A 16,680-nucleotide genomic window follows, 5' to 3' on the forward strand; every position below is an offset into this window, starting at 1 on the left:
ACTCAAAAACGTATATGAGATTGGCATTGATGCAAAACTCAAGGGTAAAAAATCAAAATACCAACGTTAACTTCTCGCGCTCCTTTAATAATGGGCATTACTAGCTTGGTTTATTTCTGAAGGCTAGTCGCGCTAAACATTTACGGTTCTCGTTGCAAACTCGGCCTGAAGAAACTCCATTAGCCCTTCCAAGCTAAGAGGTTTACTGAAGTAAAAGCCTTGCATAGCACGAGCACCAATTTTCTTCGCAAAGTTGACCTGTTCAGCAGTTTCTAATCCCTCTAGAGTACAAGGCATTCCAAGTTTTTCACACATTGAGACTACATTTTCGATAATGAGCGATCTTCGTAGTTCCCCTCTAGTCTCAAGAGGAAAATCTGGCAGCAATGAACGGTCTATTTTTATCGAATCATAAGCTTCGTCCGCAAGTTCTGAGATGCATGAGAAACCAGTGCCAAAATCATCGATTGAAATTGTAACACCTAGCTGCTTGATAGCTGTTAGCACCTCCCGTGCTTTCTCACTTTGTAAGGTTGATTCCGTGATTTCTATAACAATTCGTTTTGCGGAAATATTATGAAAGGCGAAGCGTTCCGCAAACAGGTCGATTATTCCTGAATTTTGAAGCTGTACAGCTGACATATTTAAGTTAAATCTTACGTTTGAGAAACCCCAGCGATCGATGGTTTTAATTGCAAAGCAAACCTCATCCAACATTAGTAGACCGATGTCATGGATGTGATTCGAGCGCTCAGCAATGGGAATAAACTTATCTGGGCTAATAGGACCGTGGCTAGGAATGTACCATCTGGCAAGCGCTTCAATGGCTATTATTTCTCCTTTAGCCCCGATAATAGGCTGATAGTAGGCGGTGATTTGTTTATTCTGAATTGCGCTTTTTAGCCCTTGCTGGATAAACAGTTGGTACTCTATGTTTTTAGATAAGTCTTCACTGAATACGACTGTGTTATTTTTTCCGTTTTGTTTAGCTGAGAACATAGCTATGTCAGCATTTTTTAATAAATCAACAGCAGGGATGTTACCTGTCGAGGTGGCCACGCCTATACTTGCCGAGATATTAAAGCTGCCCGATGATGTTTTGAAAGATTTGCTAAAACATTTTGACAGCCTGAAAGTCACGTTACTCAAATGCTTTTCACATGTAGTACCTGTAACAACTACAAACTCATCACCACCGAACCTGAAGACGGAGTCGTCTTGCCGAATTGCTGCTTTGAAACGGCTGGCACAAGTTCTGAGGATTTCATCGCCTACCTCGTGACCATGGGTGTCGTTAATGAGTTTGAATTCATCAATATCAATAAAAATAATTGAAAATGGTTCGCAGGACTCACTGAACGTTTCTACTAGATTATTTAAATGGTTGCGGTTGCCTGCCCCAGTGAGTGCGTCGGTAAACGCTAAAAGCTTTAATTGGTTTTCCGATGACTTGAGGTCTGAGACATCGGTCAAAATAGCAACAAAGTGAGTTTCTCCACTGCCATTATCGAAAGACGTGACTGACATAACTAAATGATATCTACGCCCTTCATTTACGATGGTGAGATCTGTTCTTAACCCATCCATTAGGTAATCGGGACGGGGGTCGTGTCTGCGCTCTTTGGGGAAAATTTTATTTATATCCTGTGAGATAAGCTCACTCGGCTCGCAGCCAAGCATTTCGCACAACGCTTTGTTAGCCTTGACTATTGACCCGTTCGCATCGCAAACCAGCACCCCTTCTTTAATTTCACTAACAACCCGATCTGCTATGGTCAGGTTAGACTGAGCATGTTGCAGAATTGAAATATCCTGAATAGCACCAATTTGCACATAGTCCTTCTCCCACACTACATCAGATAAGACAACCTGGTACCAACGAGTTTCTCTTCCAGCAATTTTTAACTGCAGAGTCGTTAAATAATTAGTCTTGAGCCTTATTGCTTCTGCCATTTCTAAGCGCTGCTCGTCAGTAAACAAAGAAAGGAATTTCTCTACGGTGAGCTTTCTAGGAAAATCAAAAAGGTTATCTACACTCTCAATGATTATAGAGCTAGAGGCGCTATCAATTTCTAACACTCCCAGTTTCGCCATATCTGACGCCATGGCAAAACGGCGGTTCGACGAGGCGAGTTCATGCTCAATTCTTTTTCTCTCAAGGGCGACCAATATTGTCGTTGTTAATGACAATGCGCCATAGGGTTTAACGAGATAACCATAGGGCGACACTTTTAAAGCATTAGAGATAGTGGTGTCGTCACAATATGAAGTAGTAAAAACGATGGGAACCGCGAACTGTTCAGCAACTAACTTTGCAATGTCTATACCCGATTCACCTCCGCCTAGGTTTATATCCATGAGGATCAAATCAGGGCTTTCTTTTTCTATTAACGCAAAAAGTTGTTCGGTATTTATCGCAGTGCCTAAGACCCGTATATCAGCCTCCGCGAGTATGTTTTGGATATTCATAATCTCGACGAGACTGTCTTCGACTATGACTACTGACGGAGCCATTATTTTTGTCACTACGTCACACCTCAAAGCCGAAGGCTTCTATTGATTGTTTTAAAAGACCGGTATCAACAGGTTTTGTTAACACAGTCACATCTTTAAGCTCATAGGGTAAATCAATTGCGGCGCCGTAACCTGTTATAAATATAAATGGGATAGATAGTTTCGCTATCTCTCCTCCCAATTGGAAGGTATTTTCATGCCCCAAATGTACGTCTAAAAACATCATTGATGGTCGACTTTTCGCCAAAGCAGCTCGGACACTGGCAATATCGCCAAAAATTTCAATTTGCTCGAGCCCCATTTTTTTGAGGTGTTTCTTCAAATCTAGAGAAATAAGCAAGTTATCTTCTACAATAAAGGCGCTAGAAAGTGGCTTAGGACTCTCTATGTTATTAGCTTTAATAGCTCTGTTGTTACCTTCATCGTGTTCATCAATTAGATAAGTGTCTTCGAGCTCTATATATTTGCTGGGTATCAAAAATTCTGCGGTGAGGCCCGTTATCGTTGGCTTAATTTCAGTTCGGCCTTTTAGTTCATGTGGAATAACAGATTTAATAACCGTCATTCCAAAACTATCTTCCCCTAGACTATGTAAAGGAGGGCCGCCAAGTTCTTTCCAGAATATCTTGCAGCCCTTATTATTAAGCTCCCAAGTGATTGACACCCTGCCGTCATTACTTGTTGCGCTTAACGCACCGTACTTTGCAGCATTCGTGATCATTTCATGGAAAACAAGGACAATGGGCGTTACTGCATACGGCTTTAGTTTGATTTCAGGGCCTTCAATATGGAACGATGATTCGTTGACCATGTACGCTTTCAACTCGTTATTGAGCAACTGCCGAAAATGAATACTGTTGTATGAGGCGTGAGTAAGTTGATCATGACCCAAAGCTAACGCTGAAATACGGGACGACAGAGAGCTTACAAAGTCATTGATATTTTTTTTATGCTGAGACGTTTGTCCGATAATAGCGCTCACTAAGTTTAAAATATTTCTAACGCGATGGTTAAGCTCTCCTATGAGCAGTTCCAGCCTTTTTTTAGCCTCTCGCTGTAATGCTTCTTTCTCATGGAGATGGCGGATCGTCAGCTCCATAACCCCAAGGCGAATGGATTTAGCCCGTTCTATATCTAATGTAGTCCACGGAATCGACTTAAATTCATTATATTCGATCCACTTGTCAAAGCTTGCTCTTGGGGTGAGGATCTTCTCTTCCCCTTTTTGTTCAACTCGCTTTTCTGGATTACCTGCCCATGTCACCTGCTCTACAACTGAGTTTCTGAAAAGGAATATGTAATCCATAGGTTGGCTTGATATCTTAAGCGCGAGTACACCGGCAACCTTTCCACCAGAAAAATCACCGCCACAGTCAGCCAAACTATCAAATTGGTGTATTTCTTCTTCAGGAAGCCGCTTTAAGATAGCGGTAAGGCGCAGAATACTCTCCTCATCAAGAGCAGAGCCTGCTCTGGTATATTCACCGCTAAAAATACAGCCCACACCATCTATATCAATAAGGGTTTTTAAGAGGGCCAACTGCTCGACTATCGCGTTAGTAATTGAGCCTCCGTGGGAAAAATTACTTAAAACTCGTGCAAAGGTTGAGTTTGCTTGTTCACTCACTCTGATCCGTTCTGTAACTAGCCGTCGAGAAAGCTCAAGCGAGAACATTTCAGCGAATAACTCTAATTGCGATACGAGCCTACTGGGCACTACTTTTGGGCTATTGTGGTGGCATGCAATTAACCCCCAGAGCTCACCCTCAACAATAAGCGATATAGACATGGATGCCCCAACACCCATGTTTTTCAGATATTGAATATGCACTTCAGACACAGCTCTCAGACGAGACAGCGATAGATCAACATGCCGCGCTTTGTTCTCATCTCTCCCTAAAATCTCATGTGTTTCACCGTAAACGTCAGATATGATTCTTATGAGGTTTTTCTTGTACAGCTGCCGAGCCTGACGAGGAATATCTGATGCGGGGTACCTTAACCCTAAAAATGGGGTCATTTCGCCTGATGTTGATTCAGCGATTACTTCACCAGAGCCGTCAGCAAGAAACTGATACACCATCACTCTATCAAAGCCCGTTGCAGTGCGAACGCTTTGAGCAAGGCCAGAATAAAGCTCTCCGAGTTCCGAAAACATTGTCATTTGAATCATCAACGCCTCAATGACACTTTCAAATTTTCGCGAGGACTCACTATGTTCAAACTCAAGGACAAGATATCCATCACTTTGATGAACACATAAATCAAACGTATTGTCGGAGAAAGCAACAGAAACCGAGTAGAGATAGGCCGCTTTACCAAGAATAATCGCTTGGCTTTGTGCCCCTTTGATTGAATGAACTAAATTCCGATCTAAGAGATTCCAAAAAGAAGCACCGATTAACTCGTCTGTACTCTTATTTATAAATGCAGAGGCATTCTCTGATAAAAATTCAATCGTTCCAGACCTATCAAGAACCACCATAAATCCATGATTCTGAATTTTTCCTAACAGGTGTATAGGCTCTTTGTCACACTGCGTGATTAGTGAAGATAGTTCTTTAGTGTCGCTGCTCATAAAACGCCATTTAGTTGTTTACTCGTTTGCTTGCTTAACATCTCTGGTTTGAGGGTGCATCACATCATTAGCCTTCTGTTTACTGATAAGACTGTGTTAAAAAGGATTTTGGATATGTTTTTAACCTGATGCTGTTAAAGGTATAGCCCACTCTCCAAGATAAAGATACGTTCATGCGAATATATTAATATAACTGAGAGGCTTTACTATGACACGCATAATCCCAGTTTTACCTGAGCGTTATGAATTCAGGCAAGAACACTGCGACTTCGCTATGTTCTCTTATCGTCGTTTGATAGCAGGTTCATTTTCCCATCATCGACTTTCTCGAAGAACTCCGTTTCAAGGCACTGGTCAATATTCGCCTGCTCATGCTCAGTAAATGCACTTTTAAAGTTCTCATATTGGATGCCTACTTTTGCTTTGTGAGAGGGCGCTATCTGTGCATTTGAACGTTTTAACTGTTCAGTAAAATCTGCGATTGAAATTCGATTGTATGTGTAAATGCCAGGTTTGCTTGAAGACGACGTCGGTGACAATAAATCGTCATGCTCCAACATAAAAGCATGTTTAAATACCGCCTGCGATTTTGTAAAACATGCAGTTGGGCTTCTCAACACAGCAGCTTCGGGAAGCGCTTTGACACGAACATTGTTTCCATCAGAAGAGCGCTGCCATGTTACCCCGCAAACGCTAACGTAAAATGCATCTGTTTGATTAGCGACCTCTTGGCGAGCGAGCGGTGAATTATTGTCTAAATTTTGAAGTTCTTTAAGGACGCGGGGAAGAGATTCAAGAGATACTTTTTCAATCGTAATCGCACCTGAGTTAGACTGATAAGTGAGTTTTAACGTGTTTTCTAAGTAATACACCTGCCCAGTATCGCGCCAAATAGAGACCGCATCACCAGTATGCTTGTTTGAAGAAGCCAGCTCCGCATCACGGGCTTTAAAATGTTTAAATATTTTAGCGAGCAAAATAGAAGCCTTGTAAACTCATATCTTTTTATTGTTTACTCGCTAGCTGGGGTATTGTGCAAGTATTGCAAACTATTCTAAACACTTCTTAATGTAGCTTACGCCACTTTTAAAGTTTAATTTCTACTTGGTGATAAACGAAAAAATGGTTCGTTCGTACCCAAAATAGTACTTTCAATATTATTGAGAAATATCCTCACGTAAGTTGGTTTAACACTTCACCGTACAGTGAAATAATAAGGAGAGCGGATGCGAAATCTGATCAGTGCGACGGTTACTGATGTTCACCATTGGAACGAGACGTTGTTCAGCTTTAAAACTACCCGGGAGTCATCATTTCGTTTCGAAAGTGGTCAGTTTGTGATGATTGGGTTGGAAGTTGACGGAAAACCACTGATGCGCGCATACAGCATCGCTAGCCCGAATTACGAAGAGGAGCTAGAATTTTTTAGTATCAAAGTGCCAGATGGTGCTCTCACATCACGATTGCAAAATATTGCAATTGGCGATGAGATTATGCTTTCCGTTAGACCAGCGGGTACGCTAGTACCCGGTTTCCTATTACCTGGGAAGCACCTCTATCTACTTAGCACAGGCACAGGGTTAGCGCCTTTTATGAGTATAATTCGCGACCCTTTTATTTATGAAAAATTTGAAAAAATCGTTTTAGTTCACGGCACGAGGTGGCGCTCGGAGTTAGCCTATCAGAGCGAAATTGAAAATGTGCTGCCGAATAATCCTTATTTTGGTGAACAAGTACGTGAAAAATTGATTTATTACCCCTCGGTAACACGAGAAGACTATGTTTTTGAAGGTGTGCGCCATGAAGGACGCATCACAGACCTTATAGAAAACGGCAAACTGCTTGCCGATACATCAATGCCTTCCTTAAATCCAGATCACGATCGCTTCATGCTTTGTGGAAATGACAATATGTTGCAGGACCTCATGATCATGCTAAACGATAGAGGTTTCTCAAAGGCTAATTCTAGACGAATGGGACACTATGTAATTGAGCAGGCGTTTATTGAAAAATGATCATTGCATGGCTTGAAAAGCTAAAGTGCCAAGTTTTACTTTCGACAAAAACAGAAAAGCTCGGACATATGCCGAGCTATTAAGATATTTCTTTGTCCCCTATTTGCCAACTAACTTTTAAAAAAGCCAGAGGCCAATGAATACGGGGCTTTTTGCTTAAAACGGCATTTTGAAGCCAGGAGGTAGTGGCATTCCGCCAGTCACATCACCCATTTTCTCTTTACTTGTTTCTTGAACGCGGCGAACTGCATCGTTAAATGCTGCAGCAACCAGATCTTCAACCATGTCTTTGTCATCGTCCATCAATGACTCGTCGATGTCCACGCGGCGAACGTTGTGGTTACATGTCATGGTTACTTTAACCATACCTGCACCGGCTTCACCGGTTACTTCGATTTTAGCTAGGTCATCTTGTGCTTTTTGCATGCGCTCTTGCATTTGCTGCGCCTGCTTCATGATATTGCCCATTCCACCTTTAAACATAATTTTTGTCTCGCTTCGTTTTGGTGTTAATAATTCTGCTATCGCGCTTTAACCGAATCGGTTAGCACTGACGCATCGAAAGTCGATAGCAATGCTTGAATTGTTTCATCGGTTTTAATAACCGTATGCGCATGCGCGTGGCGCATGGCATGAATCTCTTGTTGTAACGCAAAAGGCGTCGATGATGGTTCACCTAAGGTGATATTTACCTCTACGTTTTCACCTAGTCCATGATGTATTGCGTCAACTAACTGTTTTTTCGTACTGTCATTAAGTAAGTGCGTCTGACTATGGTCAATTTCAAGGGATACTTGATTACCATCTCGAGAAAATGATGCGTGCAGGACTAATTGCTTTAGTAATCCAGCGACTGGCATTTGCTCAACAAGATTACTCCAGTCATCTATTTGACTCGCGTGAATCAACTTACTTCCATCGTTTAAAAATGCATTTAATTTGCCACTGTAAGTACTACTGAGGGGCGTATCAAAATCCAGTGCATCACGCACAAAAGAACGATCCCCTGCGTCTTCCCGTTGCTCGGGAAGCGGTATATTTGGGCTCGTATTGTTATCTACCAAGGCTACTGCATCTTTGTAATTTTCGAAATGCTGTGACGGTGCGTTATCAAAATCAGTTGCCCACGGCGGTGCGTCTTGAAGCTGATGCTCAATGTTCGGTTGTGCTCTGACTTCATCTTTCGAAAAAGGCATGTCTTCTTCGAAATCATCAAGTGAAAAGTCGTCTGTTTCAGTATTAGCGCTTTGACGTTCACCATCTACAGGTGGTGATAGGTCACTATGTGTGTGTCCGGTGCGCTCCCCGGTGCGCTCAATGTGTTCATTGTTATCGCGCTCTTCAATTATGACGCTTGCTTGAGACTCACCGCTCTCATTCTGTCCTCGATTGTGAATCGCATCTTGAGTGTTGAAACTTTGCTCTTGATTGCCTTTCGACTCAGGGGACTTCTCTGGCTCGTGGCTGCTATATAGCGTAGGGTTGTTCGCTTGCTCAGGGCTGCTATCTTGCTCAGGGCCGTTTTCTCGCTCAACACTGTTCTCATGCTCAGGGCTGTTTTCACTTTCTTGGCTGTGCAATTGCGTTGAGGTATTATTCGTTTCCGTGGCGCCTGACAACGAGTGAGCGTTTGGGAGATTGCTTATAGCACTATCTGAAAACTGATTACTTGATGCCTCGGCTTTGCTCCTTGCAAAACGAGCTTGAATATCACTTGCACTCGCGCTCTTATCACTAGCAGACTTGTTGTTCTGAGCGTCAGCGTCCTGCGCCTTTTTTTGCTTAAGTTTTTGACGCAGGGCAAGCATATCAGCCGTCGACGTAAGCTGCTCTTCGGCAGATAAAGACGGTTGTGTTTCATTATCCCTTAGCTCACCACCTGTGTTTTGCGCTCCCAACTCAAATTCACCAGTAGTACCCATGCTAGCCGGCTGGTTGTCAAAGGACTCATTGTCAATAAAGCTATCGCTAGCGCCATAAAAACCGTCGTCTTCCGACTGCGGCGGCATCTCGTCCATATAGGCATCTAGAGGCGGCTCATCTAGAGTACTTTTGTTTTCCGTTTGTGCGTTAATATCATCAAAGGCAGGTTCTGGTTTTAAAACAGGAGCACTGTAAGAATTAGTTGCACTGTCGCCCTCTTCATGTGCGATTGGTTGTTTTGATACAACGTCAGGGAAGCTTTGCTCTTTGCTATCGACTATTGTGCTTTGCGAAACAGTGTTTTCAGAGACAACAGGTTGATGAGGGGCATGTTCAATAGCGGTTACAGAGGAACCGTCACCATCACTATGAAGTTCAGCGTCTTTTTGCCCTATAGCTTTTATGTCGTCGAATTTGCTGTCCGATTGCAAACGTTCTGTTTGCTCTTCGAGTGCACTTTTTGTTGCTGTTTCAGGTGCCGTATGCTCCTGCGCTATTGCTGCAGGAGTTTCGCTATTTGGCGCTTCCTCCTGCTTACCGACGTTTCCCGGGCCACCACTGGAAGAAGCATGATCTACAGGTAAACTATGCTCGCTCCTCCCGTTTTCAATTTCGCTAGAAGTATCAGCAATTGGTACATTCGGCGCAAATGACATCATGCGCATCAACGTCATCTCAAAGGCGCTTTTACCGTCAGCAGCGAACGGTAGATCTCTTCTTCCCTGCAATGCAATCTGATAGAGTAATTGTACTTGTTCAGCGGGAATAGTTTTGGCTAACTGGAATATTGCTTTCGCGGATGTAGTTTCCAGCTTACATGCTTCGGGCACCCATTGCGTCAACGCAATTTGATGTAACAAACTGGCAAGTTCACCATGCACGTTATCATAATCAGGCGCCTGTTCTGCAATATCATTGACCAGCTGAAGTACATCTGCAGGACTTTTACTAACGACAGCATGAACCACCTTAAGCAGCTGATTTTTATCCATCAGCCCGAGCATGTCAGTTACGACAGATGCCAGAACCTGATTTCCACCTTGCGCAATAGCTTGGTCAGTCAGGCTAAGCGCGTCGCGCATGCTTCCTTGCGCGGCACGAGCAAGCAGCGCTAAGGCAGGTTGCTCAAACGGCAGTTGCTCTTGTTGAAGTATATGCTGTAGCTGCCCAACAATTTGTTCCCGCGACATTGCCTTCAAATTGAACTGCAAACATCGTGATAAAATCGTTATAGGGAGCTTCTGTGGATCTGTCGTCGCAAGCAAAAACTTTACATGAGGTGGTGGCTCTTCCAGCGTTTTCAGCAGCGCATTGAAACTGTGCTTAGAGAGCATGTGTACCTCATCGATAAGGTACACTTTATAGCGGCCGCGAGTGGGTCTGTACTGAACATTGTCAAGAAGCTCACGAGTGTCCTCGACTTTCGTTCTTGATGCAGCATCAATCTCTAGTAAGTCGACGTAATTGCCCTGCTCTATTTCTTTACAGGTATTACATACCCCGCAAGGGTTAGCGCCTTGCCCCTCTTCGCAGTTAAGGCTTTTAGAAAAAATACGCGCAATGGTGGTTTTACCTACGCCTCGCGTACCTGTAAAAAGGTATGCGTGGTGTAGGCGATCGTTATCCAAAGCATTTGAAATGGCAGAGACGACATGTTCTTGACCTACAAGTTCACTGAACTTGCCTGGTCGCCACTTCCTTGCTAGTACCTGATAACTCATTATTACGTATTTCGCCTTTTGCTAGTTACGCTTTAAGACGATTATTCGCCTTCAAACTCACAAATAGAATAGCTTTCGATATCAAGCGTACTCAATTTTTTCTCACCACCTAAATCAGGCAAATTAATCACGAAACCTGCATGGTTAATTTCACCACCCAGCGAACGGATTAGCTTTGCCGAAGCGGCAATGGTTCCGCCAGTTGCAAGTAAATCATCGATAAGAAGTACTTTATCGCCTGGTTCAATGGCATCTTTATGGATTTCCAATGTATCCATGCCGTATTCAAGCTCGTAGCTTTCACTTACAACTTCACGAGGAAGTTTGTTGGGTTTTCTCACTGGAACAAAACCAATGCCCATTTCGATGGCCAATGGCGCACCAAAAAGGAACCCACGCGCCTCAGTACCTGCAATCTTGGTAAATCCCATACCCTGATACTTTTCTACAAGTAACGAGATACAGCTACTGAAAGCTTTGTGATCTTCTAAAACGCTGGTCACATCTCTAAATAATATACCTGGCTTTGGATAGTCAGGTACGGTTTTCACAACTGATTTAATATATTCTGCAGTCACAATTATGCCTTGAATGTCTGCGTTATAACCAGAAGGTGAACCAGCCGGCGATGATATGCATCAACGGGAACGCGATTAGAGTTACTAGCGATGCTAGAAAGTACCACTTGTTATAGACTTCTTTGAAATCTGAATTGTCAGCCATTTGCACTACCTAAACAATTTTGTGAACAAAAAAATGGTGCTAAATGTTAATCGAAAGCACGCGTGATTGACAGCGCTAATGTGACTGATCGCTCACTTTCAATACAGATCGTAGCGAAAGTTTAGTTTAAGCAGAAGAAATAATACTGAAACGTTATTGGCGGCTTGCCTTAACGAAAGGTTTTAACCCGTCTACGTTGGCAACAAGCTAACCCATCAATAAAAGTAATACTTAGCTAAGAGGAACTAAAATTCCTTTCGTTAGCATATCTGAAAGGGTTTGATTCATACCATTGATCAGTACATCAGCGGGTATTTGAGGAATTTGGTGAATTAAAGACTGAGCAAGTTGGTCTGTACTCAACCCATTCTCACTTTGCTCTATTGTATTCACTAATATCGCAGTGACCGGATTTACATGAACAAACTGCACATCAAAATTACGGTCTCTGTACACCACGTAGAATTGCTGCTCTTGCGCAGGCTGCACTGGAATATAGTCTTTACCTATTAAATGCACTTCATATTGGTATGCCGCCAAAGAGGCATAGGGAGACACGTGCACAGCGTTGACGGTTTGGCCTTCGGTAAAAAACTCTCGGCCTTCTTCATTTTTTCTTATACTTACATCGAGCTCAAGCCATTCATAATGCGCTAGTTCAGCTGCAAAAGCAGGTAGTGAAATGTCGAAGGCAGGCTCAGTTGAAAGATACTCTACAAACTCTTTACTGATCTCTGCAAAATAGGGTGAACGACATTCATGCTCAATAAAGAACTGACGGACAATACTCTTCCATGCACTTTCACCAAATTGTGTAAGTACTACTGATTTCAATACTGGAAATCCTGTACTTATAAAATTATCAATATTATTGAAAAATAATGACTGATAGACTTTTATACGGCGAGCGCTATCTTCGTTTGTATCGCTGAATGTTCGCGGATCTTTTATTGCGTTTACGAGTGCATTTTGCGTTGTTTTAAATGATTGTGTCACGCCACGCTTCCTTCAGCATCTAACCGATGTGTCTTTTCACATCGAGCTTGAATCTGTTTAATCTTCTGCACTTCTGCAAGCAGTTCATTTAACGGCGGAATATTAAAATCCCGTTCAAGAAGAGTCGGAAAAATTCCATGTGTGCGATAGGCGTACTCAAGAAGATTCCAAACCGGTTCAATGACATCAGCCCCGTGAGTATCTATTTTTAAGTCAGCAGCTTCATCATAATGACCAGCAATATGCCCGTAAACAATCTTGTCTGACGGCAAGCTGTTGATAAAGGCCTCAGCGTCATATTTGTGATTGATACTGTTCACGTAAACATTATTTACGTCGAGAAGCATAAGGCAGCCCGATTCCTTCAGGATACGCGACGTAAATTCTAGCTCGTCCATCTCCTGTCCGGGCGCAATGTAATAAGATACATTCTCTAGAACCAATGGCCTTTCAATAATATCTTGCACTTGGGTTATACGCGAAACTACATGATTTATTGCGCCCTCGGTAAAAGGAATTGGCATAAGGTCGTACATGTGACCATTACCAGAACAGAAACTTAGATGTTCGCTATATAGCGAGATGTCGTTTACATCCAAAAATCGTTTTACGGTTTTAACAAACTCGACATCCAATTTATCGCTACTTCCAATAGAGAGAGACAAGCCGTGAGTGGTAAAAAGTGCTTGTTTAGAAGCCTGCTGAAATTGCGCTTCGTACTTTCCACCAAGTGGGATCCAGTTTTCTGGTGCGACTTCCCAAAAATCAACTTCAGAAGGTAACACAGGTAGCAGATCTTTCAGCATTTCACGACGAAAACCTAGACCGGCGCCTTTAATATTCTTCATATATTCCCTCTTTTAACCACATGGCATTTCATTCAAGACGTATATTTTTAAACAAAAATGGCCATCTGCAGACGGCCATCTCTCGATAAATATTGACTGCGTACATTTCTCCTAATAATTCACTAGGGAACGCTACACCATCTTATTCGTGCGTGTTACATGCTCCCGCACTTACCTTCGCCGCACTTACCTTCTTTTTCAGCCTTTTTATCGCCGCCGCACTTACCTTCGCCGCACTTACCTTCTTTTTCAGCCTTTTTATCGCCGCCGCATTTGCCTTCGCCACACTTGCCTTCTTTTTCAGCCTTTTTATCGCCGCCGCATTTGCCTTCGCCACACTTGCCTTCTTTTTCAGCTTTTTTATCGCCGCCGCATTTGCCTTCGCCACACTTGCCTTCTTTTTCAGCTTTCTTATCGCCGCCGCATTTGCCTTCGCCACACTTACCTTCAGCTGCAAACTGGCTGTAGCCAGACTCTAGCGCTTGCATACCAAATGGATTTACGTCTGCAACCGCTACTGTTGACGCCAAAGAGCCAATTACAACCGCTCCTAAAGCTGTTGCTACTGATGATTTTTTGATTTGTTTCATTGTTGTATCCTCAATAAAATAGACATATTTGACGCACAGTATGTACGTGTAATTTAAAAGACCCTGCGCGGTCAAAGGATATTTCAAAAAAATTAATTTTTTTAAACCTAAATAGTAAGTATATGAATTTTATAATCTTTATAAAATAATAATTTAACGCTAATAGAAGCGAATACGACTACAGAACGTTGAATAGAGTAATTACAATTCATTAATTCTCATTATTTTGTGTCTGCATTTGCTCTATAACTGTTTGACTATCAGACAGCGCCAATAACTCTGAAAGCTTACTTTCAAGTTCCTCTTTTTTTGCACTGGCGTTGGAAATTGCTAGAAAAGTCGGGATATCTTTTCTCATAGAGACAATAAGGTCATCAACATTGTTTGAGTTACGTTTTATATGATAGAGATAAGGTGCTTCGTATGTCGCTAAATGAGACGTTCGTCCAAACTGAAAAAGCTGAATAGCATCAGAGCTGTTGGCCATATCAAAAAATGTATAGCCTTTATTTTCGAGTTCTTGCCTAAGGCCTACGTAGTCGTAACCTCTGATAGCCGCAACAGTCTTGTTGTTTTCGACCTTTGAATTAGTCATTAATACAATAGATAAGTAGCTGAATGGCTTTTCGATAAAAGTTACTGTATTTTCTAAGGCTTTCGTTCCTTTAACGTTCATCGTAATATCAACCTGCCCTTTCCTTATTCTCTCAAATAATCGAGCAGGTGGTGGACACTCAACTTCTACTTTGTATCCAACCAACTCTAGAATAGTTCTTGAAATAGTGACTGCATCGCCGTGGCAGCCAGGGCTATCGATATTTTTTATAACAAGAGGAGGAAACTCAACAACGCCAAGAACCACCTTTTTCTTCTCTCTAGGCAGTTCTGATGGCTGGGCATACAATGGTGTATAGAGTAGCGTTAAGATTACAATAACAAAGAATCTCAAATGCAGCTCTCCTCTTTGTAGATGTGGTAAACATCTTATTAAACAAATTTACTCACGCCTTCCGAATCTAGTGGAATAAAGTTTTTTGATCAAATTACATTTCAAAATAATAAGTATGAATTAGTTTACACTTACTCAATGGATCTACTAAGTGCTGGGATGTGACATTGGAGCATGACCGGGGAATTAATGTACTCTGACCCTGAGGTATCCCCACAAATAATAATGCGATATCAATAAGATAAAAAAGATAGGAACATTCATGACGTTTGGTGATCAGATCAATCGCCAAACATCACCGAGACCAAACTGCCATGAATGCCCTATCTATTGTGAACAATGTTGTATCGCTTGTCAGCTATAAAATGCATAAAGCGCGTCGGGATGCAGTAACGGCGTGCGTGAAAAGCCTTCTTCATGGGAGCGCTGCCACTGTTACAAGTATCGGTCGAGGAATTAGCAATAAAGCTTTTGAGAAGCATCGGATTAAACGTGCCGACCGCTTGCTTTCAAACCCGCATTTATTAAGTGAAACACCGTTTATCTATGCATCTATTTGCCAACTATTTTGTGGCAGCACATCACGGCCTGTTATCTCAATCGACTGGTCAGATTTAGACGACCGCAAAGCGCATTTTCTTTTACGCGCGGCAATATCTCTGAAAGGAAGGCCCATCACACTTTACCAAGAAGTACACTGCAACAAGACCAAAGAGAAGCCAGCCACGCACAAGGCATTCTTAAAAACGTTGCACGCCATATTACCTTCCAACTGTCGGCCCATTATCGTCACCGACGCAGGATATAAATCCCCCTGGTTCAGGGAAGTATCAGCGTTAGGCTGGGATATTGTCGGGCGTATTCGTAAGCCACACTTTTACTCGCTTGATAGAGGAAATACGTGGCAGTGTATTCGTCACCTTTATGCCCAAGCGACCAATCGACCGAAGCGCTTTGATAACAGCCAAATAGTAAGGAGCAACCCCTTTACCTGCACGCTAGTTCTGTTTAAACAGAAATCTAAAGGACGTCATGCTTCAAATCCAGATGGTACACGCAAAGCCTCAAAGCGCTCAAAAGTGCATGCACAAGGCGCAAAAGACCCGTGGCTATTAGCGACATCACTGGCGTCTCACCGAAGCTTATCAAAACAGGTCGTTGCTATTTATCGCCAACGTATGCAGATTGAAGAGGGCTTCAGAGACATGAAAAGCACGAAGTTCGGGCTTGGCTATGAACAGAATAAAAGCGTGAAAAAGCAGCGTCTAACAATACTGGTATTGCTGACTACGTTAGCGTCACTGGTGGCAATACTACTGGGTATGGTGGTCGTCTCTTCGAATAAACATCGGCGCTTCCAAGCAAATACCGACACCAGAAGCGTGCTGTCATTCCACTATCTCGGCCTGAGAGCTGTTGCTTGCCGAATACGATTCACTATGCGACAGTGGAAAGCTGCACTCAAATGGTACAGCTCCATAGTCGACCGGGCCTGGGCCGCAGGCACATGGAATTAAATTCGTGGGGATCCCTCAGACTCTGACCCCATTTTTTGTTTCTTCCAAACGCAAAAAACCCGCCGTTAGGCGGGTTTCTTTTAATGGGACCTGGCAGTGTCCTACTCTCACATGGGGAGACCCCACACTACCATCGGCGCTAATACGTTTCACTTCTGAGTTCGGAATGGAGTCAGGTGGTACCGTATCGCTATGGCTGCCAGGAAAAACTTTTAGTGCAGAATCATGATGCTTTTTATCATGACTTCTGCGCAAGGAGGACTAACAGTACTCTTTAGAGCCTATTTAATCATCGTTGCTTAATAA

The 16,680-nt window shown here is 42.8% G+C and carries 13 protein-coding genes and 1 rRNA gene; 2 read left to right on the plus strand and 12 right to left on the minus strand.

Features of this window, described 5'->3' with window-relative positions; all coding sequences use genetic code 11:
- Nucleotides 1–132: 132 nt before the first annotated feature.
- From ACM0P2_RS12960 to ACM0P2_RS12970, 3 genes are all read right to left on the minus strand, one after another.
- Nucleotides 133–2,526, minus strand: coding sequence for an EAL domain-containing protein (locus ACM0P2_RS12960; RefSeq protein ID WP_419226675.1), 2,394 nt, complete (start codon nt 2,524–2,526; stop codon nt 133–135).
- 4 nt (nt 2,527–2,530) lie between these two features.
- The gene (locus ACM0P2_RS12965) at nt 2,531–5,092 is read right to left on the minus strand and encodes an HWE histidine kinase domain-containing protein (protein WP_159117479.1); all 2,562 of its coding nucleotides are present in this window, start codon (nt 5,090–5,092) and stop codon (nt 2,531–2,533) included.
- 272 nt (nt 5,093–5,364) lie between these two features.
- Nucleotides 5,365–6,069, minus strand: a complete 705-nt coding sequence (locus ACM0P2_RS12970) for a hypothetical protein (RefSeq protein ID WP_173360213.1) — start codon at nt 6,067–6,069, stop codon at nt 5,365–5,367.
- Between the two features lie 249 nt (nt 6,070–6,318).
- On the opposite strand from ACM0P2_RS12970, the gene ACM0P2_RS12975 reads away from it, so the two are divergent.
- Nucleotides 6,319–7,107: a ferredoxin--NADP reductase gene (locus ACM0P2_RS12975; protein WP_173360214.1), complete on the plus strand. Its 789-nt coding sequence runs from the start codon at nt 6,319–6,321 to the stop codon at nt 7,105–7,107.
- Nucleotides 7,108–7,263: 156 nt separating this feature from the next.
- Here ACM0P2_RS12975 and ACM0P2_RS12980 read toward each other — a convergent pair whose 3' ends face one another.
- The 8 genes from ACM0P2_RS12980 to ACM0P2_RS13015 form a co-directional block, all read right to left on the minus strand.
- Nucleotides 7,264–7,590: a YbaB/EbfC family nucleoid-associated protein gene (locus ACM0P2_RS12980; RefSeq protein WP_014950049.1), complete on the minus strand. Its 327-nt coding sequence runs from the start codon at nt 7,588–7,590 to the stop codon at nt 7,264–7,266.
- Between the two features lie 38 nt (nt 7,591–7,628).
- Nucleotides 7,629–10,751, minus strand: coding sequence for a DNA polymerase III subunit gamma/tau (dnaX, locus tag ACM0P2_RS12985; RefSeq protein ID WP_419226676.1), 3,123 nt, complete (start codon nt 10,749–10,751; stop codon nt 7,629–7,631).
- Nucleotides 10,752–10,792: 41 nt separating this feature from the next.
- Nucleotides 10,793–11,329, minus strand: a complete 537-nt coding sequence (gene apt / locus ACM0P2_RS12990) for an adenine phosphoribosyltransferase (RefSeq protein ID WP_105929287.1) — start codon at nt 11,327–11,329, stop codon at nt 10,793–10,795.
- A 22-nt stretch (nt 11,330–11,351) separates the two neighbouring features.
- Nucleotides 11,352–11,474 carry a hypothetical protein gene (locus ACM0P2_RS12995; protein WP_256253717.1) on the minus strand — a complete coding sequence of 41 codons (123 nt, stop codon included), beginning with the start codon at nt 11,472–11,474 and terminating at the stop codon, nt 11,352–11,354.
- Nucleotides 11,475–11,705: 231 nt separating this feature from the next.
- On the minus strand, nt 11,706–12,470 hold the full coding sequence (locus ACM0P2_RS13000) for a DNA-binding domain-containing protein (RefSeq protein WP_159117475.1): 765 nt from the start codon (nt 12,468–12,470) through the stop codon (nt 11,706–11,708).
- Nucleotides 12,467–13,318: a DUF692 domain-containing protein gene (locus ACM0P2_RS13005; protein ID WP_159117474.1), complete on the minus strand. Its 852-nt coding sequence runs from the start codon at nt 13,316–13,318 to the stop codon at nt 12,467–12,469. Before ACM0P2_RS13005 ends, ACM0P2_RS13000 begins: the two co-directional genes overlap by 4 nt.
- A gap of 155 nt (nt 13,319–13,473) precedes the next feature.
- Nucleotides 13,474–13,908, minus strand: a complete 435-nt coding sequence (locus ACM0P2_RS13010) for a hypothetical protein (RefSeq protein ID WP_419226677.1) — start codon at nt 13,906–13,908, stop codon at nt 13,474–13,476.
- A gap of 211 nt (nt 13,909–14,119) precedes the next feature.
- The gene (locus tag ACM0P2_RS13015; protein WP_236547038.1) at nt 14,120–14,857 is read right to left on the minus strand and encodes a transporter substrate-binding domain-containing protein; all 738 of its coding nucleotides are present in this window, start codon (nt 14,855–14,857) and stop codon (nt 14,120–14,122) included.
- Nucleotides 14,858–15,129: 272 nt separating this feature from the next.
- Between ACM0P2_RS13015 and ACM0P2_RS13020 the strand changes: the two genes are divergently transcribed.
- Entirely contained in the window at nt 15,130–16,374 is a 1,245-nt protein-coding gene (locus tag ACM0P2_RS13020; protein ID WP_419226678.1) for an IS4 family transposase, read from the plus strand.
- A gap of 88 nt (nt 16,375–16,462) precedes the next feature.
- Here ACM0P2_RS13020 and rrf read toward each other — a convergent pair.
- Nucleotides 16,463–16,578 (minus strand): 5S ribosomal RNA (gene rrf, locus ACM0P2_RS13025).
- Nucleotides 16,579–16,680: the final 102 nt, after the last annotated feature.

The organism is Alteromonas sp. OM2203, from assembly GCF_048517045.1.
Lineage (GTDB): Bacteria > Pseudomonadota > Gammaproteobacteria > Enterobacterales > Alteromonadaceae > Alteromonas > Alteromonas gracilis.